We start from the raw sequence: 25,783 nt of genomic DNA on the forward strand, positions 1-25,783 counted from the left end.
GGAGGACAGTGGGGGGTATGAGCACTCCGACCTGGGCAGATGTCCGCAAGGCCGCTAAGGCCGTCCACCCGTTCGTGCGACACACGCCCCTGCTGCGTGCCGAGGTCGACGGGCGGCCGCTGGTCCTCAAGCTGGAGCATCTGCAGCGGAGCGGATCGTTCAAACTGAGGGGCGCGGTGAACGCGCTGGTGAGCGGTCCGCTGCCGGAGCGGGTGCTGACGGCGTCCGGCGGCAATCACGGGCTGGGCGTGGCGACGGCGGCTTCGCTGCTGGGTCTGCCTGCGACGGTGTACGTGCCGGAGTCGGCTCCGCAGGCGAAGACGGTCCGGATCGAGGCCACGGGCGCGAAGCTCATCCGCCACGGAGCGACGTACGCGGAGGCGGCCGCGAAGGCGCTCGAAGCCGCGTCCGAGCCGGGTACCCGGTATCTGCACGCGTACGACGATCCCTCCGTTGTCGCCGGTCAGGGCACCGTCGCGGCCGAAGTGGTCCAGGACGCGCCGGACGTCGACGCCTTCCTGGTCGCGGTCGGCGGCGGTGGACTGGTCGCGGGGACGTCGCTGGCCGGGTTGCCGACGTTCGCCGTCGAGCCGGAGCGGTGCCGCGCGCTCGGCGCGGCGCTGGAGGCGGGCGAGCCGGTGGACGTCGAGATCGACTCGGTGGCCGCGTCCGCGCTGGGCGCGACCAGGATCGGGAGCGTCCCGTTCGCCGTGCTCCGCGATCGCGTGACGTCCGTGCTGGTCAGCGATCCGGAACTGCTCGCCGCGCGGGACCGGCTCTGGGACGAGTTCCGCCTCGCCGTCGAACCGGCGGCCGCGGTCCCGTTCGCCGCGTGGCTGGCCGGGCGGACCGAGGGCGATCTGCCCTGCGTCATCCTCTGCGGCGCTAACAGTGACTGGACGCCCTGAGCACGACCCGGAATTCCGTCCGCCCGGGACGGCTGGTGACCCCGACCTGCCCGCCGTGCGCGGCGACGACGGCCGCGACGATGGCCAGGCCGAGCCCGGTGCTGCCCGCCGCCCGCGACCGTGAGTCGTCACCGCGGGCGAAACGTTCGAAGACCTCCGGGAGGATCTCCGGCGGGATCCCCGGCCCACCGTCGACAATGGACAGTGTCACCGTTGAGTCCACTATGGACAACGAAGTGGTGACCTCGGTGCCGGCGGGAGTGTGCGTCCGCGCGTTGCCCAGCAGGTTGATCACCACCTGGTGCAGCTGATCCGCGTCGCCGAGGACGGTGATCGGCTCCGGCGGGACCTCCAGGAGCCATTTGTGCTCCGGCCCGGCGACGTGCGCGTCGGCGACGGCGTCCGCGACCAGCCGCGAGAGATCGACCGGCTGGTGCACCACCGGACGTCCGGAGTCGAGCCTGGCGAGGAGCAGCAGATCCTCGACCAGGCCGGTCATCCTGGTCGATTCCGATTCGACGCGGCCCATCGCGAACGCGATGTCCGGCGGCACTTCGGAGCCGGAGCGCCGGGTGAGTTCCGCGTAGCCGCGGATGGCCGCGAGCGGCGTCCGGAGTTCGTGGCTGGCGTCCGCGACGAACCGGCGCACCCGGCTTTCGCTGGCCTGGCGGGCGGAAAGCGCGTTCGAGATGTGGCCGAGCATGCGATTGAGCGCGAACCCGACCTTCCCGACCTCGGTCCGCGGGTCCGTGTCCACTTCGGACACTCGCTCGGACAACGCGACCTCGCCGCGATCCAGCGGGAGTTCGGCGACCCTGGTCGCGGTGGCGGCCAGCCGGTCGAGGGGTTTCATGGTGCGCCGCACGGTCACCGCGCCGAGCGCGCCCGCCAGCAGGATGCCGCCGACGGCGACCCCGCCGAAGATGAAACCGAGGTTCCACAACGTGTCCGTGACGTCCTTGGTGGGCAGCCCGGTGATCGCGAGACCGCCGTTGCCGGTCTGTTTGGCGATCACGCGGTACTCCCCGAGCGACCCGAGGTCCACGTCGGCGGGCTTGTCGCTCGGCGTCGACCGCAGCAGGGCGGCGAGCTGCGCCGGGCCGAGCGGGTCGTGGGGGAACGGGTCGGCGACCTTCGCGTCGTAGCTGGATCGCAGCACCGCCGCGACCACCCGGCCGTCCGGGAGGATGTTCACGAACAAGGAACCGGTGCTCTGCCCGTACGCGCGCAGGCCTTCGGGCACCCGGTCCCCGCCGGGACGGCCCGGTGGCGGCGGACGGCTGGCGCGCTCGCTGGTCTCGGCGACCCGCGCGTCGAGCTGGTCGATCAGGAAGTCCCGCAACGCCAGTTCGGTCACCACGCCCACCACCAGGCAGACGAGCGCGAGCAGCCCCGCGACCTGCGCGATCAGCCGCCGCCGCAGGGACCACGGCCGCCTACCCCGCGGGTTTGAGGACATACCCGGCGCCGCGCATCGTGTGGATCATCGGTTCCCTGTCGGCGTCGATCTTCTTGCGAAGGTAGGAAATGTACAGCTCGACGATGTTGGCCTGGCCGCCGAAGTCGTAGCTCCACACGCGGTCGAGGATCTGCGCCTTGGACAGCACGCGCTTGGGATTGCGCATGAGATAACGCAGCAGTTCGAACTCGGTCGCGGTCAACGGCACCAGATCGCCGCCGCGGTGTACCTCGCGGCTGTCCTCGTCCAGGGTCAGATCGCCGACGACCAGCATCGATCCGCTCGGCCCGGCGACGCCGCCCGCGCGCCGCAGCAGCGCGCGCAGCCGCAACGCGACCTCCTCCAGGCTGAACGGTTTGGTGACGTAATCGTCGCCGCCCGCGGTGAGCCCGGCGATCCGGTCCTCCACCGCGTCCTTGGCGGTCAGGAACAGCACCGGCAGGTTCGGCACCTCGGAACGCAGGCGCCGCAAGACCTCCAGACCGCTCATATCCGGCAGCATGACGTCCAGCACCACCGCGTCCGGCCGGAACTCCCGCGCGACGCGGGCGGCCTCGGTGCCGTCGGCGGCGGTGCGGATGTCCCAGCCCTCCATGCGCAGCGCCATCGACACGAGTTCGGACAAGGTCGCCTCGTCGTCGACGACCAGCACCCGCACGGGGCTGCCGTCGGCACGGCGCAGGCCGGCCTTCGCGGAACCGGACGAAGGGACGTTCACACTGGTCATGGTGCCATCGTGGGCGGCGCCGATGAGGCTTCTCTGTGTGCCGGCTGTGCGTTTCCTGTGAACGATCACCCTGCCGGGGAGGAATCACAGCGCCCGCCCACCGGTGGCACAGCTCCCGCACAGCGACGGCGCCGAGCATGGCCGCAACCGAGTACACGGAGGCGACCTGATGACCGAACCGACCCAACCCGCCGAATGGGGCGCGCCCGCCCCGGAAGGCGAGCCCAAGAAAACCTGGTCGGGCCGCAAGACCGCGATCGCGGCCGGGGCGGCGGTGGTGATCGCCGCCGGCGGCGGGGCCGCGATCTGGGCCGGGACCGCCGCGAACGGCGCCGAACAGGGCGGGATGATGGGTGGCCCCGGTGGCGGCCGGATGCTCATCGGCCCCGACGGCGGGATGCCGCGCGACACGCTGCACGGCGACTTCGTCGTGTCCGACGGCAACGGCGGCTACCGCACCGAGCGGACGCAGACCGGGGAGATCACCGAGATCAGCGCGACGTCCGTCAGCCTGACCAGCAAGGACGGCTACCAGCAGGTGTACACGATCGACGCGTCGACCAAGAAGACCGGTGAGCCCAAGACCGGCGAGACGGTGACGGTGAACGCCAAGGTCACCGGGAGCACCGCGACGGCGACGACCATCGGCAAGCCAGGGCAGAACCAGCGCGGAGGGCCGCCCGGGCAGGGCCAGCGGCCCTACTGAGCCAAGACGGCGAGCAACGCGGCGGCCGTTTCGGCGGGTTCCTGTCCGGAGGTGTCGAGGACGACGCGGTCACCGGTGCCGCCACGCGTCCGGGCCGCCTCGGCGATCGCGCGAGCGGCCACCCGGTCCCGTACGCCGGGTGGCGCGCCGCGCAGCTCGTCGCCGGCCAGCAACGCGGACTCGCCCTCGGCCCGGCTCCGGATTCGTGCGGTGAGCGTCGGTTCGTCCGCGTCGAGGTGGACGACGGTGACGTCGTCGAAGACCCGCCGGTGCTCCGGGCGGAATTCGCGGGCCACGACGATCAGGTGTTTCGCCCCAGCTTCGCGATAGCCGCGCCAGACGGCCGACAGCAACGCCGCCTCCAGCGCCGGGTCCGGGCCGGGGTGCGCGAACCCGAGCTGCGCGAGATCGACGTACGCCACGGGCAGATCGCGCTCCCACAGGTCCCGCAGCGCGCCGAACGCGGCCGTCGACTTGCCGACCGCCGTCGGGCCGGTCACCACGGTCACCGGACCGGGCAGCGGCAGGCCGGCATCCGGCGGCCGAACGGTTCCGGCGTCGACGGCACAGCGGCGAAACAGCGCTTCGACGGTCTGCTCGGGCCGCTGGCCGGTCGTGTCCATCTCCTCGCCGAAACCGGCGCGGTCGTAGGCGTCCGCCACCTCGAAGAGGGCGGGCAAGGCCGCGGCGGGTGAGCCACGGCCGAGAAACCGGCTCCGGAGTTCGTCGCGATCACACGTCAGGCGGACGAGCGTGAGGTCGAAGCCGGGGCCCTCGAGGTACGGCTTCGACGGGTCCACCACCCCGGACACGACGAGCTGCGCGGTGCCTCGCAGGACTTCCAGTACCCGCAGCAGGTTGGCCGCCTTGATCGCGTGCGCGGCGTCCCCGCCGCCGGGCGGCGGCCCGATCAGCCCGAGCTGGTCGATGTCGACGTACGCGACGTTGCCGCCCGCTTCCACGATGCGGCGGTACAACCCCCAGGCCGTGGTGGATTTCCCGGCACCTGGCGCTCCGGTCGTCCAGAGCACGGGTGTCTTCGCGGTCCCCATGGCTTTCGATCTTAGGAACCCCTGTCCAGCGAAATAGGGCAGAGTTGACCGCGTGCGGGACATCAGTGGTTCGCTGGCGAGACAGGCCTGGGCGGTCGCGGCCGTCTGCCTGGTCGCCGACGCCGGGCTGTTCCTCATCGCGGGCCCGCCGCTCTCGCTCGGCTGGACGGCCTGGGCGGTGCTGCTGGGCGGAATCCTCGCGAACGTCGCGCTCGCCGGGCCTTCGCGGTATTCCGGCTGGGTCTCGGCCGCGCACGGCGCGCTGCTCACCGCCGCGCCGCTCCTGCTGTACCCGTACGACCATTACCTGCAGGCCACCAACGCGGGCGTGCTGATCGCGGGTTACCGCGCGGGTGCCTGGCTTTCGGCCAAACCCGCGCTGGCGGCGCTGGCGGCGATGGTCGCCGGGCTCTTCGCCTGCAACATCATCCCCGTCGACCGCGCCGACCGGGACTGGCGGCTCCTGCTCATCGACGTCGGGGTGAGCGGGCTGCTCCCGTGGATGGTCGGCCGCTACACGACCGCACGGCGCGCGTACATCGCCGACCTCCAGCGAGCGGAGGAACAACGGGAGCAGCACGAAGCCGAAGCGGTCCGCCGTGCCGTCGCCGAAGAGCGCACGACGATCGCCCGCGACCTGCACGACGTGATCTCCCATCACGTCAGCGCGATCGGCGTGCACGCGGGCGCCGCGCGGCTCGGGCTGCCGGAGGGCGAACCGGCCGTCCGGCGTTCGCTCTCGGCGGTCGAATCGTCGAGCCGGGCCGCGATGGCCGATCTGCGACGGCTGCTGGATCTGTTGCACGGCAAGGAGAACGGCGACGCACAGCGGCAACCGGGGCTGGACAACCTCGACGAACTGCTCGACAACCTCCGCACCGCCGGGCTGCCCGCGCGGCTGACGAGCCACGGCGGGCCGCGGGAACTCCCCGGTTCGGTGGACATCGCGTTGTACCGCATCGCGCAGGAGGCGCTGACGAACGCGCTCCGGCACGGCTCCGGCGGGATCGTCGAGATCGACCTCGCCTACCGGCAGACGGAGGTGATCCTCACGATCACGAACGAGATCGGCCGCGCGAACACGGTGGCCGAGTCGACGAAACGCGGACTCGCCGGGATCCGGCAACGGGTCGCGTTGTTCGGCGGGCACGCGGAATGCGGACCGCTCGACGACGGCCGGAGCTGGCGGGTCCGCGTCGGTTTTCCCTTGGAGGCACAGTGATCCGGGTCCTGCTCGCCGACGACCACGCGATGTTCCGGTCCGGGATGCGCGCGGTACTGGACACCCAGGCGGACTTCGAATGCGTCGGCGAGGCGGCGGACGGACGCGACGCCGTCGCGCAGGCGGCCTCGCTGCGCCCGGACGTCGCCGTGCTCGACGTCCGGATGCCCAAATTGGACGGTCTGGCCGCGACCGAGGCGATCATGTCCGCGCCCGGCAACGACACCCGCGTCCTCGTGCTGACGACGTACGACTCGGACGAGTACGTCTACCGGGCGCTTCGGGCAGGCGCGAGCGGGTTCCTGCTGAAGAGCCTCGCCCCCGAGGAGCTCGTCTCCGCCATGCGGGTGGCCGCGCGGGGCGACGCGCTGATCGACCCGACGGTGACCCGGCGGCTGGTGTCGACGTTCGCGACCAGCATCGAACCCGCGGCCGCCGAACCGGCGGAACTCGAACGGCTCACCTCCCGCGAACGCGAAGTCCTCCTGCTCGTCGCCGACGCGTCCAGCAACGCGGAGATCGCCGCGCATCTGCACGTGGGCGAAGAGACGGTGAAGACCCACGTCTCCCGGATCCTGGCGAAGCTCGGGCTGCGGGACAGGGTGCACGCCGTCGTCTACGCCTACCGGAACGGTCTCGTCGGCGGACGGTGATCGGTTCGCCGGACGGGGCGCCCGGTGCCAGAATCGCCGCAAGCACGTCGAGTCGGGGAGCTGTGGATGAAACGCTGGGTCACGCTCACGGTCGGGCTGGTCTTGCTGCTGGTCGGTGGCGTCTGGGTGCTCCAGGGCGCCGGCGTGCTGACCGGCAGCTTCATGACCGGGCAGAAACTGTGGTTCCTGATCGGGCTGGTCGCGTTCCTGGTCGGGGTGGTGCTGGTGGCCGCCACCGCCCGCCGCCGCCGGGCACCGACCGACGACTAGCCCGCGCCACTTTCGCATCTCCGGCCCTTCGCCTCCGGCCCTTCGCCTCCGGCCCTCCGCTTTCGCATCTCCGGCTCTCCGCCTCCGGCTCTCCGCTTTCGACCCTCCGGCTCTCCGGCTTTCTGCGGCCACCCGCCGCCGCCGTCACCCCCACGCCCCGCCGCCACCGCCGTGCCTGGATGGCCGACACGCGTGATTGGCGGGACGACACTCGTGCTCGGCCGATCACGGCTGTGACGCCCCTCTGAACACACGAGTTACGCCTCCAAACACGCGAGTCGCACCTTCAATCACGCGAGTTACGTCCCCAATCACGCGAGTTACGTCCCCGATCACACGAGTTCGCCATCCAGTCAGGCGTGTCGTCCGTCTGATCACGAGTGTCGTCCGGCTGGGCACGCGTCGGCGGCGGGCGGACGGTGCGTAACCGAAGACGCGCCACATGTGCCCCAAGCCGTGACTCGCGTGAGCGGGGACGTAACTCGCGTGATCAGAGGCGTAACTCGCGTGATCAGGGGCGTGACTCGCGGGAATCAGGCGAGTTTGAAGATCGGGTAGCCTGGCGCGATCTCCAGCAGCTTCTCGTCGGACGCCTTCGCGTCGACACCGTCGAAGAACACACCGACCTCGAACTTCCAGCGCTTGAGGTACGCACGCAGGATCTCGGGCTTCTCGGCGTCGGCGAGTTCGGTGTAGGTGAACGTCTCGGTGCGGCGCCCTACGCTGAGCTGCCCTTCCCCGGCGACGCGCAGGTTGCGCACCCACTGAGTGACACCGCGCGGAGCGACCAGGTAGCGCTCGCCGTCCAGCTTCAGCAAGTTGACCGGGACCGACCGCAGTTCCCCGCTCTTACGGCCGCGGACCGAGAGCACCCGGCTGCCCAGGACGCTGACGCCGAGCCTCGTCAGCTTGAGCACGAATTCGTTGAACGCGCTGGTCGCCTTCGCGGGCTTGAGGTAGCGGGTGGCGGCACTGGAAGCGGTGGTGGTCATCTCGTCTCCTCGAAAGTCTTCGAGAGCAGTGCTCTCTGTTAAGAGCAGTGAACACCAGAGCGGTGCATCATGTCAAGAGCAGTGCTCTCGTTTAGGTGCGATGCTCTATGGTGAGAGCATGGCCGCCACCCAGACCGCGCGCGAACGCGCCCGCGCCGAGCTCACCCGCGAGATCAAGGACGAAGCCCGCCGCCAGCTCGCCGAGGTCGGCGCGCTCGGCCTCTCCCTCCGCGCGGTGGCGCGGGAGCTGGGCATGGTCTCGTCCGCGCTCTACCGCTACTTCTCCAGCCGCGAAGAGCTGCTGACCGCCCTGATCGTCGACGCCTACAACGCCGTCGGCGAAGCCGCGGAGGCGGCCGACGACCCGAAGAAGACCTCACTGGCGCGGTGGGAGTCGATCTGGCACGCGGTCCGCGCCTGGGCGAAGGCGCACCCGCACGAGTACGCGCTCATCTACGGCTCGCCCATCCCCGGCTACCAGGCCCCGCAGGACACCGTCGCCCCCGCCGGCCGCGTGGCGTTCGCGCTGGTCGCCGTCCTGCGGGACGCGAACCTCCGCATCGAGACGGAGGTCGGCGAGATGCCCGTCGCGCTCCTGCGCCAGCTCGAATCCCTCACCGGGATCCTCAAGATCAACCTGGCCCCGGAGACCGCCTCCCGGCTCATCATGGCCTGGACCCAGCTGTTCGGGATGATCAACTTCGAGCTGTTCGGTCAGTACGTCGGCTCGGTGGACCCGGCGGACGACTTCTTCGCGCACGGCGTCCGGCAGATGGCCGAATTCACCGGGATCAAGATGACCGGCTGAGCGCGGTCCACGACCGCATCAGCAGCTGGACGGCGTCCACCACGTCCTCGTCCCCGGTCCCCTCCGGGCTGAGGAAGCGCTGCAGCAGGAGACCGTCCTCGAGCGCATGCAGGATCAGCGCGAGAAAGGCCGGGTCGGCGGGCGGTTCGACGCCGCGCGCGGCGAGTTCGGTCCGGACCGAGGTCTCCAACAGCGCCCTCGTCGATTTCTCGCCTTCGCCGACCAGCGGGCGCGCGTCGGGATTCCGCAGCGCGTAGAGCGCCAGCTCGGTGCGCAACGTCAGCCAGCCGGCGAGGTGTTCGGCGCGCTCGACGTTCCACGCGCGTAGCCGGTCCATCATCTCGGCGAGGGACCCGACGCCCTCCCGCAGCGCCACGACCTCCTCGGCCTCGCGCTGGGTCCGGCGGCGCAGCAGCTCGACGACCAGCTCGTGTTTGCCGTCGAAGTTGCCGTAGAAGGCGCCGCGGGTGAATCCGGCCCGCTCGGCGATCTGCTCGACGGACGTGCCGTTGACCCCGCGTTCGGAGAACAGCTCGGCGGCCGCCGCCAGCAGGCGCTGCCTGGTCTGCTCGCGGCTTTCCTCCCGCGTCAAGCGTTTCGCCGTCACACGGCGATCTTAGAGTTCGGTGTTCGCCTTCCGGCCGGTCAGCCACACCCCGCCCGCGAGGACGGCGGCGGCGACCACGACGGCCAGCGCGGTGAGCGACCACAACGCCTGGCTCGCCAGGAAAGCGGCGACGGCGCCGAAGAGAACGGCGACGAGGAGCAACGGCGTGGTCCGGACGGCTGCGGAGGCGGGGACGGTGGCCATGGGAGCTTTCCCTTCGGGGTGGGGCGCGGAACACTCGGTTTTCGCGGAGGAGACCGCGCCGGGCGGGTGGCCTTACGCCGAGCGGGGCACGGATCACCCTTCCGGGCGAGATATCGGCGTGGCGGCTAGCGTCACGCGGGGAACGGCATCGAGGGAAAGGCGGCTCGCGGTGGAGAAGTGGGCGGAGCAGGTCGGCAGGATCCGGGTCATCGGAACCGGGGTGATGGGCCGGGGCATCGTCCAGCTCGCCGTGACGGCGGGGCTCGAGGTCGAGCTCGCCGACGCCCGGCCCGACGCGGTCGGCGAGGCCATCGAGCACGTCGGCGCGATGCTCGGCAAGCTCGCCGCGAAAGGCAAGATCAGCGAGGAAGCCGCCGAGTCGGCGAGGGGCAGGCTGATCGCGGCCGAGGGCCCGCTGGCCCCCGCCGACGGTGTCGACCTGGTGGTCGAGGCTGTGCGCGAGGATCTGGAGATCAAACGCACGCTGTTCGCCGAACTGGAACGCGTATGCGGGCCGGACACGGTGTTCGCCACCAACACCAGCTCGCTCTCGGTGACCGAGATCGGGGCCGCGCTGACCGATCCCGGCCGGTTGCTCGGCCTCCACTTCTTCAACCCGGTCCCGCTGATGCGCCTGGTGGAGGTCGTACCCGGCGCGCGGACCGCCGCCTGGCTGCCACCCGCCGTGACCGAACTCGTCCGCGGCTGGGGCCACGAACCCGTCCTCGCCCGTGACGCGCCGGGCTTCCTGGTCAACCACGCCGGTCGCGGGCTGGGCACCGAGGCGCTGCAGATCCTCGCCGAAGGGATCGCGAGCCCGGCCGAGGTGGACCGCGTCGCCCGTGACGTGCTCGGCCTGAAACTCGGCCCGTTCGAACTGCTCGACCTCACCGGGCTCGACGTCTCGCACGCCGTGCTCGAAAGCATCTGGAGCGGTTTCCACGGCGAACCGCGGTTGCGGCCGTCGTGGCTGACGCGCCCCCGCGTGGCCGCCGGGCTGTTCGGCCGCAAGAACGGCGAAGGCTTCTACCCCTATGTCGACGGACAGCAGCAGGTCGAGCCGGAGCCTGCCGCGCCGGAAGCCCCGGCCACGCCGGTGTGGGTCGACGACGAACGGCTCGGCACGCTGCTCTCGTCGGCGGGCATCCAGGTCGTGCACTCCGCCTACCCGGACACGGTCCTGATCGTCAGCCCGATCGGTTCGTCCACTGTGGACGCGGCGCGCGCGGCGGGCCTTCCGGCGGAACGGGTCGTCGGCGTCGATCCCCTCGGCGGCTACGGGAAACGCCTGACGCTTTCGGTACATCCCGCGCTCGACCCGGCCGCCGGCCGCACCGCCTGGGGCGCGCTCGCCGCGACCGGCCTGCCGGTGACCGTGGTCCGCGACGGTCCCGCGCCGATCGCGCAGCGGCTGCTGGCGTCGATCGTCAACACCGCGTGCTTCATCGCCGGGCAGCGGCTCGCGACGCCGGAGGACATCGACACCGCCGTCCGGCTCGGCCTCGGCTACCCGCGCGGGCCGCTGACCTGGGGCGACGAAGCGGGCGCGGATCTCGTGCTGCGGGTCCTGCGCGGACTCGTCGCGAGCACCGGCGACCAGCGCTACCGGCCGAGCGCCTGGCTCACCGAACGCGTCACGCTCGGCCTGCCGCTGACCTCGACCGGCACCTCACCGGCCGACCTGCTCCGCTGAGACCCCTACGCGCGTGAAGGCCCCCTTCCCTCGGCTGAGCCGAGGGAAGGGGGCCTTCACGCGGGATCACCAGCGGCGGTCGGTCACCGCGCCGGTCGTGCCGTTCCAGAACACGTACCCGCCCTGGAAGTTGTTCTGCCGTCCACCGGACACGGAGAACTCGTCCGTCGTCGGGTACCTCAGGTAGGACCGCTCCCAGCCGAGCGCTTCCCAGCGCTGCCGGATCGCCCCGTAGATCGCGTGCGAGTCGGTCTGCGCCGTCCAGTAGACCGAAGCACCCTTGGTGAAGTGGTTGTAGCGGCCGACGCCGTCGGGGGTCGCGGTCTCGTCGGTCGACGGGTACCCGAGGGGACCCTTCTCCCAGTCGAGCTGCTCCCACTTCGCGCGGTTACGGCCCCAGATCGCCTTGGCGTCGGTCTGTGGCGTCCAATAGATCGACCCCTTCTTACTGAAGTGGTTGAACCAGCCCGTGCCGTCCGGGGTCGCGGTCTCGTCGGTCGACGGGTACCCGAGGGGCCCCTTCTCCCAGTCCAGCGCGGCCCACTTCTGCCGGATCCTGCCGTAGACCGGGTGCGCCCCGGTTTCGACGGTGTAGTAGATCGACGCCTGCAGGACACCGGGCCACGGCGGGAAGTGGTTGTACCGGCCGACACCGTCCGGAGTGGACTGTTCGTCGGTCGCGGGCGGACCGAACTTCACGTGCCCGCCGGCGGCGAGGTACTTCTTGAGGATCTCGCCCTCGATCCGCGTCACGCCCGTGTCCTTCGACCAGTACAGCCGTCCGCGCTCGTAGACGCGGAAGCGGACCGTGCCGTCGACGGCCTCGGGCGCGGTCGGCGCGCCGAGTCGTTGCGCCAGCGCGGGTTCGTCGCGGTAGCGCTTGTCGATCGGGGTGATGTAGTTCGCCGTGATCGTCTGGTCGGCGGCGCCCATGGTGATGCTGGTCAACCGCTCGGTGGCCCCGGTGGACCAGCCGGTGAAGGTCGACGAGCCATCGGAAGCGACCTCGGCCGCCTGGATCTCCACGGTCGCGCCTTCGACCACCATCGCCGAAGCCGCTCCGCCTTCCGGCGTGATGCCGAGTGCCGCGGCGACGTTGCCGGTCAGGGTCAGGCGGTGTTCGCGAGGCTTCGCGACATAGGTCTTCGAGACCGTGACCCCGGCACTGTCGGTCGCCGACGCGGTGAACTCCAGGTTGGAGTCCGTGTGATCGGTGAACGGCATGGCGAACTCGGGGCCGGTGCCGCTTTCGGCCGGATGCGCGTGGCAGACCGCGTTCTCCGGGCAATGCCGGACCAGGGTGGTCCAGGTGACCGGGAGGGCGCCGTCCTCGGCGTCGGTGATGGTCGCGCCGACCTTGACCTCCTCACCGACGGCGAACAGGCTGCCGCCGGGGTCGGTCATGGTCAGCTTCGGTGAGTGGTTCCCGGGTGCCACGGCGATGTCCGTGCTCCCGGACGCCTGCAGGCCGTCCTTCACCGTCAGTCTGGCGGTGAACTTCTCGGTCCCGGCCGGATAGGTGTGGCTGACCTTCGCCCCGGTGCCGGTGGTGCCGTCGCCGAAATCCCACGCGTAGGTCAGCTGGTCACCGTCGAAGTCGTACGAACCGCTGCCGTCGAAGGACACCGTGCGGGTTTCCGGGTTCGTCTCGGAAGTGGCGACCGCGACCGGCGCCTTGTTCCCGGTGGTGTAGCTGAGCCGCCGCACCAGGCCGGTGTAGATGTCCGCGTAGACGATGTCGCCGTTGGCCGCGGCGGCGAATTTGACCGGACCGCCGATACCGGTGAACTTCGGCGGCTTCTCCTGCGGACGGACGATCCGGCCCTGCGTGTCGTACTTGGCCGTCCACAGCTTCTGCGTGGCGTAGTCGCCGAAGAAGTACGCACCACGGTATTCCTCCGGGTACGACTCTCCATTGTAGACAATGCCGCCGGTGACGCTGTTGCCGTTGTCGGGGCCCTGGCCGTGCAGGATCGCCAGCATCGGCGGGGTGTACACGACCGAAGCGCACTGCGGCATCGTGGAGAAACCGTCGGACGGCCGGTCGGCCTCGAAGCACGGCCAACCGTGGTTCGAACCCTTTTGGACGAAGTTGATCTCCTCCCAGGTGCCCCAGCCGACGTCCCCGACCACCGGCAGACCGGTGCTGGCGTCGATGCTGAACCGGAACGGGCTGCGGAAACCGGTCGCGAACACCTTGGAGCGCACCGAGTTCGGGTTCGCGGCGGTGTAATACGGGTTGTCCGGCACACCGGCGCCGTCCGCGGTGACGTGGAAGATCTTGCCGTAGATCTTGTCGAGGTCGTACACGTTGAGCGCGAACGGGTCCGCCGAGCCCTGGAAGCGGGCGCTGTCGCCGACCGAGACCCACACCGTGCCGTCGGGGGCGGCGACGACACCGGTGATGCCGTGGACGTCGGTGTTGCCGGGGCCCTCGATCAGGATCTTCTCCCCGGTCAAACCGGTCGGTTCCGTGGTGCCGGACACTGTCCAGCTCGACGCCCGCAGGACGAACCCGCCACCGGCCTTGCGCACCGCGCGCGCAGTGTAGATCTTGCGCGAAGTGGCGAAGTCGGGCGCGACCGCGAGACCGGTCAGCCCCAGATCGGTGGAGGTCGTGACGTCGGTCAGGTTCGCGATCTCCCGGATCTGCCCGGCGGTGGAGATCCAGGCGATCTTGCCCGCCTTACCGGCGGTCAGCATCGAACCGTCGGGCAGGTAGGCGAAGTCCGTCAGGTCGTACGGAGCCTGCCCGCTCGGCTGGTCACGCAGGACGAAGCCGGGCGGCAACGTGGCCGCCGCGGACGCCGAAGTGGACGTCAACGGCACCAGCAAGGTCGCGATCAGCACCGCCACGACGGCGTGACAGAGCGCACGGAATCTCGAAGGCATGCACGGGCCCCTTTCCCCAGTCGAACATCCCATCGACGGGGCCCACCTGGACATTTCACTCTTTCGAGCGGCTTGATTGAACCGTAATCACCACCGTCGGTCGATCACCTGGCCCGTGCTCCGGTTCCAGGTGACATAGCCGCCCTGGAAGCTGCTCTGCCGTCCGATGGGAATGCCGAATTCGTCCGTCGTCGGGTAGCGCAGGTAAGACCGCTCCCAACCGAGCGCGGCCCAGCGCTGCCGGATCGCCCCGTAGATCGCGTGCGAGTCGGTCTGCGCCGTCCAGTAGACCGAGGCACCCTTGGTGAAGTGGTTGTAGCGGCCGACGCCGTCGGGGGTCGCGGTCTCGTCGGTCGACGGGTACCCGAGGGGCCCCTTCTCCCAGTCGAGCTGCTCCCACTTGGCCCGGTTACGACCCCAGATCCCCTTGGCGTCGGTCTGCGCCGTGTAGTAGATCGACGCCTTCTTGCTGAAGTGGTTGTAGCGGCCGACGCCGTCCGGGGTGCCCATCTCGTCGGTCGTCGGGTATCCCATCGGCCCGCGCTCCCAGCCGAGCGCCGCCCACTTGACCCGGATCCGCCCGTACACCGCGTGCGCGCCGGTCGACGGGGTCCAGTAGAGCGACGACAGCCCCGGGCCCGGCCGGTACGGGAAGTGGTTGTACCGGCCGACGCCGTCCGGCGTGGCGGTCTCGTCGGTCGCGGGCGGGCCGAACGTCCGGTGCCCGCCCAGCGCGAGATACCGCGCCAGGATGTCGCCCTCGATCTGCTTCACCCCGGTCTCGGCGCTCCAGTAGAGCCGGCCGTTCGCGTACGGCCGGTAGCGCACGGTCCCGTCGGCGACCTCCGGCCCGGCCGGCCCGCCGAGCCGTTGCCGCAGCGCGGGTTCCGCCTGGTAACGCTGGTCGATCGGGGTGAGGTAGTTCGCGGTCAGGGTCAGGTCGCCCGCCGGGACGGTGACGGTCACCGTGCGCGTGGTCCGCCCGTCGGACCAGTTCGCGAACTTCGAAACGCCGTCCGCGGCGATCTCGTCCGCCACGACCTCGAACGTCGCGCCCTCGGTGACCATCGCGGTGTTGACCCCGCCCTCCGCCGGGATGCTCACCAAAGCCGGGACGTTGGCGGCCAGGGACAACCGGTGCTCACGCGGCATGGCGACGTAGGTCCGGCTCGCCGTCACCCCGGCGCTGTCGGTCACCGTCGCGGTGATCTCGACGCGGGAGTCCTGGTGATCGGTGAAGGGCACGGTGAAAACCGGTCCACCGCCCGGCGAACCGGGATGCGCGTGGCAGGTCGATTCCTCCGGGCAATGGCGGATCAGCGTGCTCCACGCGACCGGCAGCACCCCGTCCTCGGCGTCGGTGGCCGTCGCTTCGACGACGACCGGTTCCCCGACGGCGAAAGTCCGCGCACCGGGATCCGTCATCGCGAATTCCGGCGAATGGTTGCCGGGTACCACGACGACGTCGGCGCTCGCGGACGCGCCGAGCCGATCGGTGACGGTGAGACGCGCTGTCGCCCGTTCGACCCCGGCGCCGTAGGCATGGGTCACGCGGGCACCGGTCTGGCTCGTACCGTCGCCGAAATCCCAGTGGTAGGTCAGCGGATCGCCGTCGAAATCATAGGAACCGGCGCCGTCGAAGGTCACCGTCCTCGTCGACGGCTCGGTGCTCGACACCGCCACCGCCACCGGCTCGGCGTTCGTCCCCGGATAGCTGAGCCGCCGCAGGTTCCCGGTGTGGATGTCGGCGAAGACGATGTCCCCGTTGGCCGCGGCCGCGAACTTGACCGGGCCGCCGACACCGGTGAACTTCGGCGGCCGCTCGGGCGCGCGGACGAGCCTGCCCTGGCTGTCGTACGTCATCGTCCAGATCTTCTGCGTGACGTAGTCCCCGAAGAAGAACGCGCCCCGGTATTCGTCCGGATAGGACGATCCACTGTAGACGATCCCCGCGGTGACGCTGTTCCCTTCGTCGGCACGGGAACCGTGGTGGTACGCGGTGACCGGCGGTGTGTTGACCACGCCCGCGCAACCGGCGAGGCCGGAATACCCCGGCGTGGGCGCGTTTCCTTCCCAGCAGGGCCAGGCGTGGTTCGCCCCGGGCCGCACTACGTCCACCTCCTCCCAGGTGTTCCAGCCGACGTCCCCGACGACCGGGAGGCCGAGCCGCGGATCGAGCGAGAACCGGAACGGGCTGCGGAAACCGCCGGCGAAGACCTTGGAACGAGCGGCGTCCGGCGCGGTGGCCGAGTAGTACGGGTTGCCGGGGACGCCGGCGCCGTCCGGGGTGATGTGCAGGATCTTGCCGTAGAGCTGATCGAGGTCGAGCGAACGCAGCGCGCCGGGATCCATCCTGGTGAAGTCGGCGGCGTCGCCGATGGAGATCCACAAGGTTCCGTCGGGCGCCGCGACTAGTCCGCTGATGCCATGGACGTCGTAGAACCCGGGAAGGTCGACGAGCACTCGTTCGTTCGAGAGACCCGTGGGGACGTCCGTGCCGGTCACCGTCCAGCGCGCCACCCGCATGGTGAAGGCGCCACCGGAGGTGTCGAACGACCACGTGAGGTAGATCTGGCGTGAGGTGGCGAAATCCGGCGCGACGGCCAGCCCGACGAGGCCGAGGTCCCCGTCGTCGTGGACGGGAAGACGCGCGATCGTCCGCGCCGGACCGCCGGCGGGGACCCAGGCGACCTTGCCGCTCTTGCCGATGCTGAGCACCGAACCGTCCGGCAGATAAGCGAAATCGGTCAGATCGAAGGCGGCTTGGCCGCTCGGCTGGTCACGCAGGACGAAGCCCGACGGCAAGGTCGGCGCCGCGGCCGCTTCGGGCGCGCCCACCCATCCCGGGAGAAGCAGGATTGAAACCGACAATACGGCGAACAGGCGAACGAGTGCCCGGCTTCTGATCATCTGCGCTTCCCCGCTTCCGGCGTGTCAAGGCACGTCGCCGGAAGCGGGGAAGTCATTGCCTCCGGAAGCTTTCCTTTATTTCAAAGCAATCGAACCGCAATGATCGTCACGCGGTGGAGTGATCAGGGCACGACCTGTACGACGCCGCCCTTCTGCAGCAGCGTGAAGTACTTCTGCGAAGCCGCCGCGGACAGGTGGATGCAGCCGTGCGAGTACACCGAGAGGCTGCCGGTGTGGAACGCGATACCCGGCAGGAAGAACACGGAGTTCGGCATCGGCGCGTCGAACTGCTTCGAGTGATAGTTCTTGACCTTGGCCGAAACGTGGAAGACACCCGTCGGCGTGGCGTACCCCTTCTTGCCGGGCAGCTGCTTGACCGGGCCGTAGATGACCTTGCCGTCCTGCAGCAGCCACGTCTTCAGCGCCGATAGGTCCACGCAGGCGCTCACGCCCGGCGAGGCCAGCGCGGCCTTGCAGGGAACGTCGGCGGCGTTCGGGGCCGGCTTGGGCGCCGGCTTCGGCGTGGGTTTCGGGGTGGGCTTGGGCTTCGAGGACGTCGGCTTCGGCGTGGAACTGCTGCTGCTCGGCGAGGGCGACGGTGTCGGCGACGAGGATGAGGTGGCCGGCGTGGAAGACGGCGCCGACGTGGTCGTGGTCCCGCCCTGAGCGACGGCCCCGCCGCCGGGCGCGCTGCCGCCCCCGTTGCCGGAGCACGCGGTCAGCACCAGCGCGGTGGCCAGTGCGGTCACCCCCACCAGGAAACTCTTCACGACCCGTACCCCCGTTTGTCCGTAGTCCGTCCGACATGGGTAAAGACGGAGCTAACCCGGCCGGGGTTGTTGATCGGAAGGTCACGATCGCGTCTCAGGCACGCGGCCGACGACCCGCGCGTACATGCGGCCGGGATTGGCCCCCTCGTCCAGGTATCCGGGCAGCGGCGGCAGGTCCCGCGCGAACGCGGCCAGCCTGCCGAACAGTTCGTTCGCGTCGGCGGGGCGCCGTTCCGGGTCCTTCTCCAGCAGCTCCGCGAGCAGGACGTCGAGTCCACGCGGGACACCGTCCACTTCGGCCGGGCTCTCCTTGACCTGTTTCTCGAACACCGCGTACGCCGTCGGCCCGGTGAACAGCTGCCTGCCGGTCAGCATTTCGTGCAGCACGCAACCCAGGGCGTACAGATCGCTGCGCGGGCCGGCGATTCCGCGCTGGATCTGCTCGGGCGCCATGTACGCGGGGGTGCCCAGGATCTGACCCGCGCGGGTGAACTGGGCGACGTCGGTCTCGCGCAGCATCGCGAGCCCGAAGTCGAGCACCTTCACGCTGCCGTCGGGGCACAGCATCAGGTTGGTGGGCTTGAGGTCGCGGTGGCAGATGGACAGCGCGTGCGCGGCGGACAGCACGGCGCACGCCTGCGCGGCGATCGCGGCCGCCCACGGCACCGGCAGCGGACCGTGTTCGGCGGCGAGGTCGGCGACGGTCACGCCTTCGATGAACTGCATGACCTGGTACAACCGCTCGTCGTAGGTGCCGAAGTCGTAGAGCGTCGGTGCGCCCGCGTGTTCCAGGGTCGCGAGGATGCGCGCCTCACGGATGAAGCGTTGTTCGAGCTCGGCGTCCGGACCGCCGGGGAGCCCGAGGAACTTCACCGCCACGCGGCGGCCGAGATGCCGGTCGTGGCCGGCGTAGACCGCACCCATCCCACCTCGCCCGAGCGGGAGCTCGTCGAGTTCGTAACGGTCCGCGATCAACAACCTATTTCTCCGGCTTGAGCTGGCCCTCAGTCAGTCCCGTCAAGCCTAGCCTCACCAGCTCCAGGCCCGATTCCGCCGCCTCACGGAGCGCGGCCTCGAAGGCGGCGAGCCGGGTGAACGCCTCCCCGAAGGCGCGCTGCGTCTCGATCGGCAGACGCGGGACCTTGGTGCGTTTGAGGTCGATCCTGGTCGACGAGGTCGGCGCGATCTGCCCCGCCGCGCGCAGGCATCCGGCGAGGAACGCGGCGTCCAGCCGGTCAGGATCGGTGCGGTACTTCGACATCGTCGGCTCCGCGTCGATCGTCTCTCCACTGTGGACGTACGCGGGGATGGACTGCGACGCGACGACGTCGCCTTCTTCCACCGCTTCCGGCACGGTGAGCACGCCGGACTTCAGCAGCTCGCCGATCGTGACGAACGAGGGCTTCTCGTCGGATACCGCCAGCGACGGCAGTTCCGGCCGGATGCCCTCGAAATACCGGCGGACTTCAAGGAAGGCCTCCCCCGCGTGTTCGTCCCGATCCTGGTACCGCGCGGGGGAAAGGTCGATCTCCTCGTCGAGCAGGTCGATGATCCGGACCGTGCCCGGCACGTCGGCACCACGGAGGTGTTCCTCCACAGTGGACGGATCAGTCGCCAGCAGCAGCCGGGACGGCGGCCGCTGCCCGGGTTCCGGTCGCCGCAGCAGCCAGAGATCCGCCGCGCCGACCGTCACCACGGCACGCAAGGCCCCGGCGCGCAGCAGGTTCCCGCGGATCCGCCGCCCGGTGCGGCGTCCGGCGGCGGCGGGCGGCATGCGGATCGCGACCAGCCCACCGGGTTTCACGTGCGCGAGACAGTGCTGCACCCAAGCCAGTTCCGGTTCGCCGCGCGGCGGCTGGCCGTACACCCAGCGCGGGTCGCCGACGAGTTCGTCGTAGCCCCATTCCCGTTCGTTGAACGGCGGATCGCAGACGACGGTGTCCGCGAGAACCCCTTCGTAGGAGTCCATCGACAGGGCATCCGCTCCGTACATCTCCATGTCCGCGCCGGCGAGCAGCAGCCGGTGCGCCGCGATGCACGAGGTCGCCGGATCGCCGGTCTGGCCGAGCAGACGCGACCCGCCGGAGGCGAGCAGCAGTGTCCCGAGCCCGCACGCGGGATCGAGCACGACACCGGGTTCGGGGCCGGCGAGCCGGGACACCAATGCCGCCACCGGCCCCGGAGTGACGGACAGCTGCCGGGAGTGCGCCTCGACGTAGCGCTCACACAGGAACTCGAAGGCCTCGCGCGCACCTCGCTCGGCGGCGAAGCGGTCCAGCAGCTCGAGCAGCTCGGCGTCGTCGTAGCGCGGCGAGAAAGTCCACGCGTGGCGCCGCGAGAGATACGACCCGACCCGGCCGACCCGGTCGCCGAGCGCCAGGTCGTCGCCGAGGTTCCGCAGCCGCTGCCAGATCCGGTCGCCGAGCGAGATCTCGACGGGTTTCCCCCGCTCCAGCAGCCACTTTTCGACGGCGACCAGGGAAAAGAAGGGGCTCGACGCCGTCCCGCCGACGGGTGGCGGAAAATCGCCGTAACGTCGGCGCCAGTTGCTGACGGCGGCGCGGCCGACGCCGGCGATGCGCGCGATGTCCGCCGCGGTGACGGTGGCTTGCTCCTCCATCGCCGCATCGTAACCGACAGCGGACTATTCCAACCCTTTGTTTGTGAACTCAGTACACAACTGCTTTACTGGGTCTCATGAGGTACACCCTTCGGTACGCCGCCGGCTCGGACGTCGGGCGGCGCCGCCAGGTCAACCAGGACTCGGTCTACGCCAGCGCCAGGATGCTGGCCGTCGCCGACGGTATCGGCGGCCAGCCGCACGGCGAGGTGGCCAGCGCCCAGGCCGTGGGCGTCCTCTCCCGGCTCGACAAGGACCTCCACGGCTTCGATCTCGCGGACGTCGACCTGGCCGCGGTGCTCTCCGGCGGCCTTCGCGCCATCGACGACCGGCTCGCCGCGACGGCCGAGCAGGAGCCCGAGACGCGAGGCATGGGCACCACGCTGACCATGCTGCTGTTCGACGGCTCCCACTTCACGGCCGCCCACATCGGGGACTCGAAGGGCTACCTCCTGCGCGGCGGCACGCTTCAGCGCTTCACCCGCGACCACACGCTCGCGCAGGCCCTCGCGGACGACGGGCGCATCGACCCTTCGGAAGTCGAGGGGCACCCTCGCGGATCCCTGTTAATGAAGGCGCTGCTGAGCACCGGCAGCGGCGAAGCGGACATCTGGACCTTCGACGCCGCGCCCGGAGACCGTCTCCTGCTGTGCTCGGACGGGTTAACGGCAACGGTTGTCGAAACCGTTATCAAGGACGTCCTGGGGGCGTTCCAAGATCCCGCGGAGACCGTCCCGAGACTGATCGACCTGGCCAACGAAGGCGGCGGACCGGACAACATCACCTGCGTCGTGGCCGACGTTCTCGCACCTGCTCCCGCCTGAGCCCTCGAAGCCGCGACCGCAGGTCAGACCCGCCTTCGAGGGGGCGAAACGGCATCCGGTATCGTTCCCCACGGAGGATTGGCCGAGCGGCCTAAGGCGCACGCTTGGAAAGCGTGTTGGGTTCACGCCCTCGCAGGTTCGAATCCTGTATCCTCCGCCGTCAGCAAGGCCCCGGACGTTCCGACGTCCGGGGCCTTGTTGATTACTTAGCAGGACCTTCACTTAACAGAGTCAGTTGATCACGCTAAGTTTAACAGTGGTCGTTCCAGCCCCCGACGTCCCAAGGAGTCCGCCAAAATGGCCGGAGTCGAAGAGATCCGCGCTGGTATCGCGCTCGCGAACGAGAAGGCATCCGCGAGCATCGCCGCACTTCAGCAGGCAGCGCAGTCTCTCGAAGAAGCCCAGCTTTCGCTTTCCCAGGCCACCCAGGGCAGCACCCAGCACGAGGTGAGCCAGGCGCACGGGCTTCTCGCCGAGGCCCTGCAGGGCATCACCGGCATGCAGAGCACCATCCAGGCGGGCATTTCGTCGGCCGAGTCGTACTCGACCCGTCTCTGACATGTACCTCGAGGAGCTGCACCAGCTGCTGACGGCCGTGCAAACCGGCCTCGCCGACGGGCGCGCCCATGCCGAGCGGGCCAGGAGCCTGCTCGAAGAGTCCCGGCGCGCCATCGTGGAACCCCAGGCCCAAGCCGTGCCATGGGTGCCGCCGCAGCTGGCGCAGGCCGACGAGGGAATGGAAAACCTCCTGACGCGCCTTTCCGCCGCTGACGACCTGGTCAGCGGCTACCAATCCCGCCTCTGAGATCGGCGAGCCGGTATGGGCAGCAAAGCGAGTGAACAGCGCAATCGCGTCGTTACGGCGCTCGAGCGGGTCCGGCACCAGATCGGCCTCGTCCTCGGCGCCGCCGCCGGCGCCCGTCAGTCCGCCGAGGCGGAGCTGGCCAAACTCGAACTGGAACAGCACATAGTCCGGGTGGGGATGAACAACTCCACCTCGGAGCAGTACACCGAATGGTCGCGGCATCCCGCCGCGAACGAGGTGTTCGGCCTGCTCGGCAGCGTGCGCGGCCAGTTCTACGCGGACTGGGAAGCGGGCCCGAACGCGTTGCGCGAACTCGTCGCGCACAACGCGCCGGGGCCCGCGAGCCAGCCACCGGGCAACTGGCTCGGCCGCGTCGGCGGGAATCCCGGCATCACCGCGCCGGGACTGTGGCGCGTCGGCTCGGCGACCGTTTCGGGCAAGGACGTCCCGCGCACGTTCGACGTCGCCGTGCCCCTGCTCGACGAGTCGCATCTGTCCATCACCTCGGCACCCAAGACCAGGGCCGCGGTGGACGGCATCGTGCAGAACCTGCTGATGCGGATCCTGAGCACGTTCGAGCCCGGCGCGGTGCGCGTCCACCTGTGGGACGTCGGGCAGCTGACCGCGATCCTGCCCGACCTGTACCCGCTGAGCCGCACGAGCGCGCTCACGCTGTACGACCCGGGACGGCTCGAAGACCTCCTCGACGAACTGGCGGGCCACATCCGCCGCATCCACGCGACCGGGATGCAGGCGGGGCACACGTCGCTGCGGGAGATCCGGCGGGCGAGCGGCCAGCGCACCGAACCGTTCCGCGTCGCGGTGCTCTACGGCAACGGCGAAACGCTCGAACCGGAACGAGCCCGCGAACTGAAGCGCGTCGCCACCGGAGCGCTCGCTGCGGGGATCTGCCTGATCCTGATCGACGTGCCGACCATGCTGTCGACGTCGGTCGAATCGCTGAGCCTGCACGACGAGCGGCGCGCGAAGAGCAGCATGACCGGCCCCGACCTGGTCGTCGACCTCGATCCGCCGATGCCGTCCGGCCAGGTCATCCGCGCCGCCGGCCGGATCGCCGAAGCGCTGATCGCCAAACAGGGCGGGCCCCGCGCGTTCGCCGACCTCCTGCCGACCGAGCTGGGCAAGGAGAGTTCGGCGCGTGAGCTGCGGGCACCCGTCGGCTTCTTCGAGGGCGAGCCGGTGGAGGTCGTCATCGGCGACGCCAGCCCGCACGCGCTCATCGGCGGACCGAGCGGTTCGGGGAAGACGAACTTCCTGTACTCGCTGCTCGGCAGCCTCGCGGCGCGGTACTCGCCCGACGAGCTCGCGCTGTACCTGCTGGACTTCAAGGAGGGCGTGTCGTTCGCCGGTCTCGCGCCGGGACGGCGGGACGCCAGCTGGCTGCCGCACGCCAAGCTCATCGGGGTCAACGTCAACACCGACCGCGAATTCGGCCTGGCGCTGCTGCGGTTCCTCGCCGACGAGCTGCGCCGCCGGTCCGCCGCGGCGAAACTGCACGAGGTCACCAACCTGTCGGACCTGCGCGAGCAGGATCCGGGCGGGCACTGGCCACGGATCGTCGCGGTGATCGACGAGTTCCAGTACCTGTTCGCCGGGCGCGACGGCGTGACGGCGACCGCGACCCAGCTGCTGGAGGACATCGCGCGGCGAGGCCGGTCACAGGGCATCCACCTGGTGCTGGCGAGCCAGGACGTCGCCGGGATCGAGGCCTTCTGGGGCAAACCGGCGGTGTTCGAGCAGTGCACGCTGCGGATCGCGATGCCGAAGGCGCGGCGAGTGCTGTCCGAGACCAACAACGCGGCGGTCTCGGCGCCGAAGTGGCACGCGGTGATCAACCACGATTCCGGGGTGGCGCACGGGAACCAGCTCGCCCATGTGCCGGACGCGAGCACCAAGGACGTCTTCAACAAACTGCAGCACCGGCTCTGGGAGCGATACTCGGAGTCGTTCAAGCGGCCCCGGCTGTTCGACGGGGCGCATTCCCCTGTGCTGGAACAGTTCCCGGCGTTCTCGGAGCTGAAGCCGACGGACAAGCCGCGGGCCTTGCTCGGCCAGTCCATCGACGTCGACGAGGCCGCCTGCGGGGTCGAGCTGCCGAAGGCACCGGGACGCAACGTCGCCGTCCTCGGCGCGGCCACCGCGGAAGCACTGTCCATCATGGACTCGGCCGCTCGATCGCTGGCCCGCCAGTATCACCGCGAGTCGGTGGAGTTCGTGCTCTCGTGCCCCATCGAGGCGTCCGTCCCCGCCGTGGCGGAGCTGGCCGAACGCCTTCGCGCGGAAGGACACGACGCCACCCTGGTCGACGATCTGCCCGCCCGGGTAATCGATATCGCGGAAAATCTGTCCTCTTTGGACAAAGCGCGAGTGCTGCTGCTGTACGGCGTCGACGCGTCGATCCCCGCGCTGGAAGCGAAGGCGCCCGGGCAGCTCAAGAGCGGCCTGGACCAGCTGCGGGTGTTGCTGAAGCAGGGACCGACGCACGGCGTCCACACCATCGGCTGGTGGCGCAGCATCGCGCGGCTGAAGGACACGCTCGGTTTCGCGGGCACGGACGACATCGGGACCTGGGCGGCGTTGGACGTCCAGGGCAACGAGCTGTCACCGTTCGCCGCGGGGCAGGTCGTGCACTGGTCGCCGCGACCGGGCCGGGCGCTGTTCTTCGACCGCACGACCCACGGTGCCCCCGAGGTGATCATCCCGTTCCAGCGTCCGGAAGGGCTTCTCGATGGATGACGGCATCACCGCGGCCATGCGGTACAAGGAGATCGTCGGCCTCGCGCGCGCTTCGGCGGAGAACCTGCGCGACTGGGAGATCGGCCGCGCGGACGAGCTGGAGGCGCGGCTCGCCGAGGCGCACCAGGCCGTCGCGGACGCCGCCGAACGCGAGCAGCGCGCCGTCGACCGGTGCACACGCTGGTGGAAGATGGCGCAGCACAACGTCGAAGGCCTCGCGTGGCTGCCCGACGACGAGGACCCGAAGCCCGTCCCGACCGCGCGGCCCGGGTACCTGGAGAAGTACCTGGAAGAGGTCAAGCCGAGCTACCAGGAACTCGTGCAGGCGGTGCTTTCCCTGGGGTGGCGCGCCAAACGCTCCTGACCGACACGTGTCGTCCGTCCAATCACGCGTGTTCGCCTTCCAATCACGCGTGTGCGCCGCCTGATCACGCGAGTTACGCCGCCAACCACGCGAGTTACGCCCCCAATCACGCGAGTTACACCTCCGATCACAGGTACTCGCTGGGGGAACACGTGACTGGACGGACGACACGTGTGACTGGAGGGACGACACGCGTGTTTGGGGGCGTAACTCGCGTGACTGGGGGCGCAACTCGCGTGACTGGGGGCGCAACTCGCGTGACTGGGGGCGCAACTCGCGTGACTGGGGGCGCAACTCGCGTGACTGGGGGCGCAACTCGCGTGACTGGGGGCGCAACTCGCGTGACTGGGGGCGCAACTCGCGTGACTGGGGGCGTAACTCGCGTGACTGGGGGCGTAACTCGCGTGACTGGGGGCGTAACTCGCGTGACTGGGGGCGTAACTCGCGTGATTGGAAGGCGAACTCGCGTGACTGGGGGCGTAACTCGCGTGATTGGAAGGCGAACTCGCGTGTTTGGGGGCGTAACTCGCGTGAAGGCCC

The 25,783-nt window shown here is 70.0% G+C and carries 23 protein-coding genes and 1 tRNA gene; 13 read left to right on the top strand and 11 right to left on the bottom strand.

Annotated elements, in window-relative coordinates:
- The first annotated feature begins 17 nt into the window (after window positions 1-17).
- The gene (locus tag ACOCEP_RS09010) at window positions 18-908 is read left to right on the top strand and encodes a serine/threonine dehydratase (protein WP_482336836.1); all 891 of its coding nucleotides are present in this window, start codon (window positions 18-20) and stop codon (window positions 906-908) included.
- Here ACOCEP_RS09010 and ACOCEP_RS09015 read toward each other — a convergent pair.
- Complete coding sequence (locus ACOCEP_RS09015) at window positions 886-2,367, bottom strand: sensor histidine kinase (protein ID WP_482336837.1); 1,482 nt, start codon at window positions 2,365-2,367, stop codon at window positions 886-888. The genes ACOCEP_RS09010 and ACOCEP_RS09015 overlap by 23 nt on opposite strands.
- Window positions 2,345-3,094 (bottom strand): response regulator transcription factor, encoded by a 750-nt coding sequence (locus ACOCEP_RS09020; RefSeq protein ID WP_482336838.1) that lies wholly within the window; start codon window positions 3,092-3,094, stop codon window positions 2,345-2,347. The genes ACOCEP_RS09015 and ACOCEP_RS09020 overlap by 23 nt, the downstream gene beginning before the upstream one ends.
- 169 nt (window positions 3,095-3,263) lie before the next feature.
- Here ACOCEP_RS09020 and ACOCEP_RS09025 point away from each other — a divergent pair, with 169 nt between their 5' ends.
- Entirely contained in the window at window positions 3,264-3,800 is a 537-nt protein-coding gene (locus tag ACOCEP_RS09025; protein WP_482336839.1) for a hypothetical protein, read from the top strand.
- On the opposite strand, the gene ACOCEP_RS09030 is transcribed toward ACOCEP_RS09025, so the two are convergent.
- On the bottom strand, window positions 3,794-4,852 hold the full coding sequence (locus ACOCEP_RS09030) for a hypothetical protein (RefSeq protein WP_482336840.1): 1,059 nt from the start codon (window positions 4,850-4,852) through the stop codon (window positions 3,794-3,796). The genes ACOCEP_RS09025 and ACOCEP_RS09030 overlap by 7 nt on opposite strands.
- A gap of 52 nt (window positions 4,853-4,904) precedes the next feature.
- Between ACOCEP_RS09030 and ACOCEP_RS09035 the strand changes: the two genes are divergently transcribed.
- The 3 genes from ACOCEP_RS09035 (at window position 4,905) to ACOCEP_RS09045 (ending at window position 6,997) form a co-directional block, all read left to right on the top strand.
- Window positions 4,905-6,074: a sensor histidine kinase gene (locus ACOCEP_RS09035; protein ID WP_482336841.1), complete on the top strand. Its 1,170-nt coding sequence runs from the start codon at window positions 4,905-4,907 to the stop codon at window positions 6,072-6,074.
- Entirely contained in the window at window positions 6,071-6,727 is a 657-nt protein-coding gene (locus ACOCEP_RS09040) for a response regulator (protein ID WP_126737249.1), read from the top strand. Before ACOCEP_RS09035 ends, ACOCEP_RS09040 begins: the two co-directional genes overlap by 4 nt.
- Before the next feature lie 66 nt (window positions 6,728-6,793).
- Window positions 6,794-6,997 carry a hypothetical protein gene (locus tag ACOCEP_RS09045; RefSeq protein ID WP_482336842.1) on the top strand — a complete coding sequence of 68 codons (204 nt, stop codon included), beginning with the start codon at window positions 6,794-6,796 and terminating at the stop codon, window positions 6,995-6,997.
- A 533-nt stretch (window positions 6,998-7,530) separates the two neighbouring features.
- On the opposite strand, the gene ACOCEP_RS09050 is transcribed toward ACOCEP_RS09045, so the two are convergent.
- Window positions 7,531-7,989 (bottom strand): nitroreductase/quinone reductase family protein, encoded by a 459-nt coding sequence (locus ACOCEP_RS09050; RefSeq protein WP_482336843.1) that lies wholly within the window; start codon window positions 7,987-7,989, stop codon window positions 7,531-7,533.
- 118 nt (window positions 7,990-8,107) lie between these two features.
- Between ACOCEP_RS09050 and ACOCEP_RS09055 the strand changes: the two genes are divergently transcribed.
- Window positions 8,108-8,797, top strand: a complete 690-nt coding sequence (locus ACOCEP_RS09055; RefSeq protein ID WP_482336844.1) for a TetR/AcrR family transcriptional regulator — start codon at window positions 8,108-8,110, stop codon at window positions 8,795-8,797.
- On the opposite strand, the gene ACOCEP_RS09060 is transcribed toward ACOCEP_RS09055, so the two are convergent.
- Entirely contained in the window at window positions 8,781-9,404 is a 624-nt protein-coding gene (locus ACOCEP_RS09060; RefSeq protein WP_482336845.1) for a TetR/AcrR family transcriptional regulator, read from the bottom strand. The two genes, ACOCEP_RS09055 and ACOCEP_RS09060, sit on opposite strands and share 17 nt — an antisense overlap.
- Window positions 9,405-9,413: 9 nt before the next feature.
- Window positions 9,414-9,608 carry a hypothetical protein gene (locus tag ACOCEP_RS09065; RefSeq protein ID WP_482336846.1) on the bottom strand — a complete coding sequence of 65 codons (195 nt, stop codon included), beginning with the start codon at window positions 9,606-9,608 and terminating at the stop codon, window positions 9,414-9,416.
- A 169-nt stretch (window positions 9,609-9,777) separates the two neighbouring features.
- Between ACOCEP_RS09065 and ACOCEP_RS09070 the strand changes: the two genes are divergently transcribed.
- Window positions 9,778-11,301, top strand: a complete 1,524-nt coding sequence (locus ACOCEP_RS09070) for a 3-hydroxyacyl-CoA dehydrogenase (RefSeq protein WP_482336847.1) — start codon at window positions 9,778-9,780, stop codon at window positions 11,299-11,301.
- A 66-nt stretch (window positions 11,302-11,367) separates the two neighbouring features.
- Here ACOCEP_RS09070 and ACOCEP_RS09075 read toward each other — a convergent pair whose 3' ends face one another.
- The 5 genes from ACOCEP_RS09075 to ACOCEP_RS09095 all read right to left on the bottom strand — a co-directional run bounded on the left by ACOCEP_RS09075 (window position 11,368) and on the right by ACOCEP_RS09095 (window position 20,493).
- On the bottom strand, window positions 11,368-14,193 hold the full coding sequence (locus ACOCEP_RS09075; RefSeq protein ID WP_482336848.1) for a PQQ-dependent sugar dehydrogenase: 2,826 nt from the start codon (window positions 14,191-14,193) through the stop codon (window positions 11,368-11,370).
- A gap of 87 nt (window positions 14,194-14,280) precedes the next feature.
- Entirely contained in the window at window positions 14,281-17,103 is a 2,823-nt protein-coding gene (locus ACOCEP_RS09080) for a PQQ-dependent sugar dehydrogenase (RefSeq protein WP_482336849.1), read from the bottom strand.
- 122 nt (window positions 17,104-17,225) lie between these two features.
- Window positions 17,226-17,873, bottom strand: a complete 648-nt coding sequence (locus tag ACOCEP_RS09085) for a L,D-transpeptidase (protein ID WP_482336850.1) — start codon at window positions 17,871-17,873, stop codon at window positions 17,226-17,228.
- Between the two features lie 81 nt (window positions 17,874-17,954).
- Window positions 17,955-18,851: a serine/threonine-protein kinase gene (locus tag ACOCEP_RS09090; RefSeq protein ID WP_482336851.1), complete on the bottom strand. Its 897-nt coding sequence runs from the start codon at window positions 18,849-18,851 to the stop codon at window positions 17,955-17,957.
- 1 nt (window position 18,852) lies between these two features.
- Window positions 18,853-20,493: an N-6 DNA methylase gene (locus ACOCEP_RS09095; RefSeq protein ID WP_482336852.1), complete on the bottom strand. Its 1,641-nt coding sequence runs from the start codon at window positions 20,491-20,493 to the stop codon at window positions 18,853-18,855.
- A 77-nt stretch (window positions 20,494-20,570) separates the two neighbouring features.
- Here ACOCEP_RS09095 and ACOCEP_RS09100 point away from each other — a divergent pair, with 77 nt between their 5' ends.
- The 6 genes from ACOCEP_RS09100 to ACOCEP_RS09125 all read left to right on the top strand — a co-directional run bounded on the left by ACOCEP_RS09100 (window position 20,571) and on the right by ACOCEP_RS09125 (window position 25,243).
- A complete protein-coding gene (locus ACOCEP_RS09100; RefSeq protein ID WP_482336853.1) occupies window positions 20,571-21,317 on the top strand; it encodes a PP2C family protein-serine/threonine phosphatase in 747 nt (248 codons plus the stop codon).
- A gap of 72 nt (window positions 21,318-21,389) precedes the next feature.
- Window positions 21,390-21,474: transfer RNA gene (locus tag ACOCEP_RS09105), tRNA-Ser, on the top strand.
- Between the two features lie 140 nt (window positions 21,475-21,614).
- Window positions 21,615-21,875: a hypothetical protein gene (locus tag ACOCEP_RS09110; RefSeq protein ID WP_005167132.1), complete on the top strand. Its 261-nt coding sequence runs from the start codon at window positions 21,615-21,617 to the stop codon at window positions 21,873-21,875.
- A 1-nt stretch (window position 21,876) separates the two neighbouring features.
- Window positions 21,877-22,122: a hypothetical protein gene (locus tag ACOCEP_RS09115; protein WP_016337967.1), complete on the top strand. Its 246-nt coding sequence runs from the start codon at window positions 21,877-21,879 to the stop codon at window positions 22,120-22,122.
- A gap of 15 nt (window positions 22,123-22,137) precedes the next feature.
- A complete protein-coding gene (locus tag ACOCEP_RS09120) occupies window positions 22,138-24,879 on the top strand; it encodes an FtsK/SpoIIIE domain-containing protein (protein ID WP_482336854.1) in 2,742 nt (913 codons plus the stop codon).
- Window positions 24,872-25,243 (top strand): hypothetical protein, encoded by a 372-nt coding sequence (locus ACOCEP_RS09125; RefSeq protein WP_482336855.1) that lies wholly within the window; start codon window positions 24,872-24,874, stop codon window positions 25,241-25,243. Before ACOCEP_RS09120 ends, ACOCEP_RS09125 begins: the two co-directional genes overlap by 8 nt.
- The last annotated feature ends 540 nt before the right edge of the window (window positions 25,244-25,783 follow it).

This window comes from Amycolatopsis sp. CA-211722 (genome assembly GCF_056828465.1).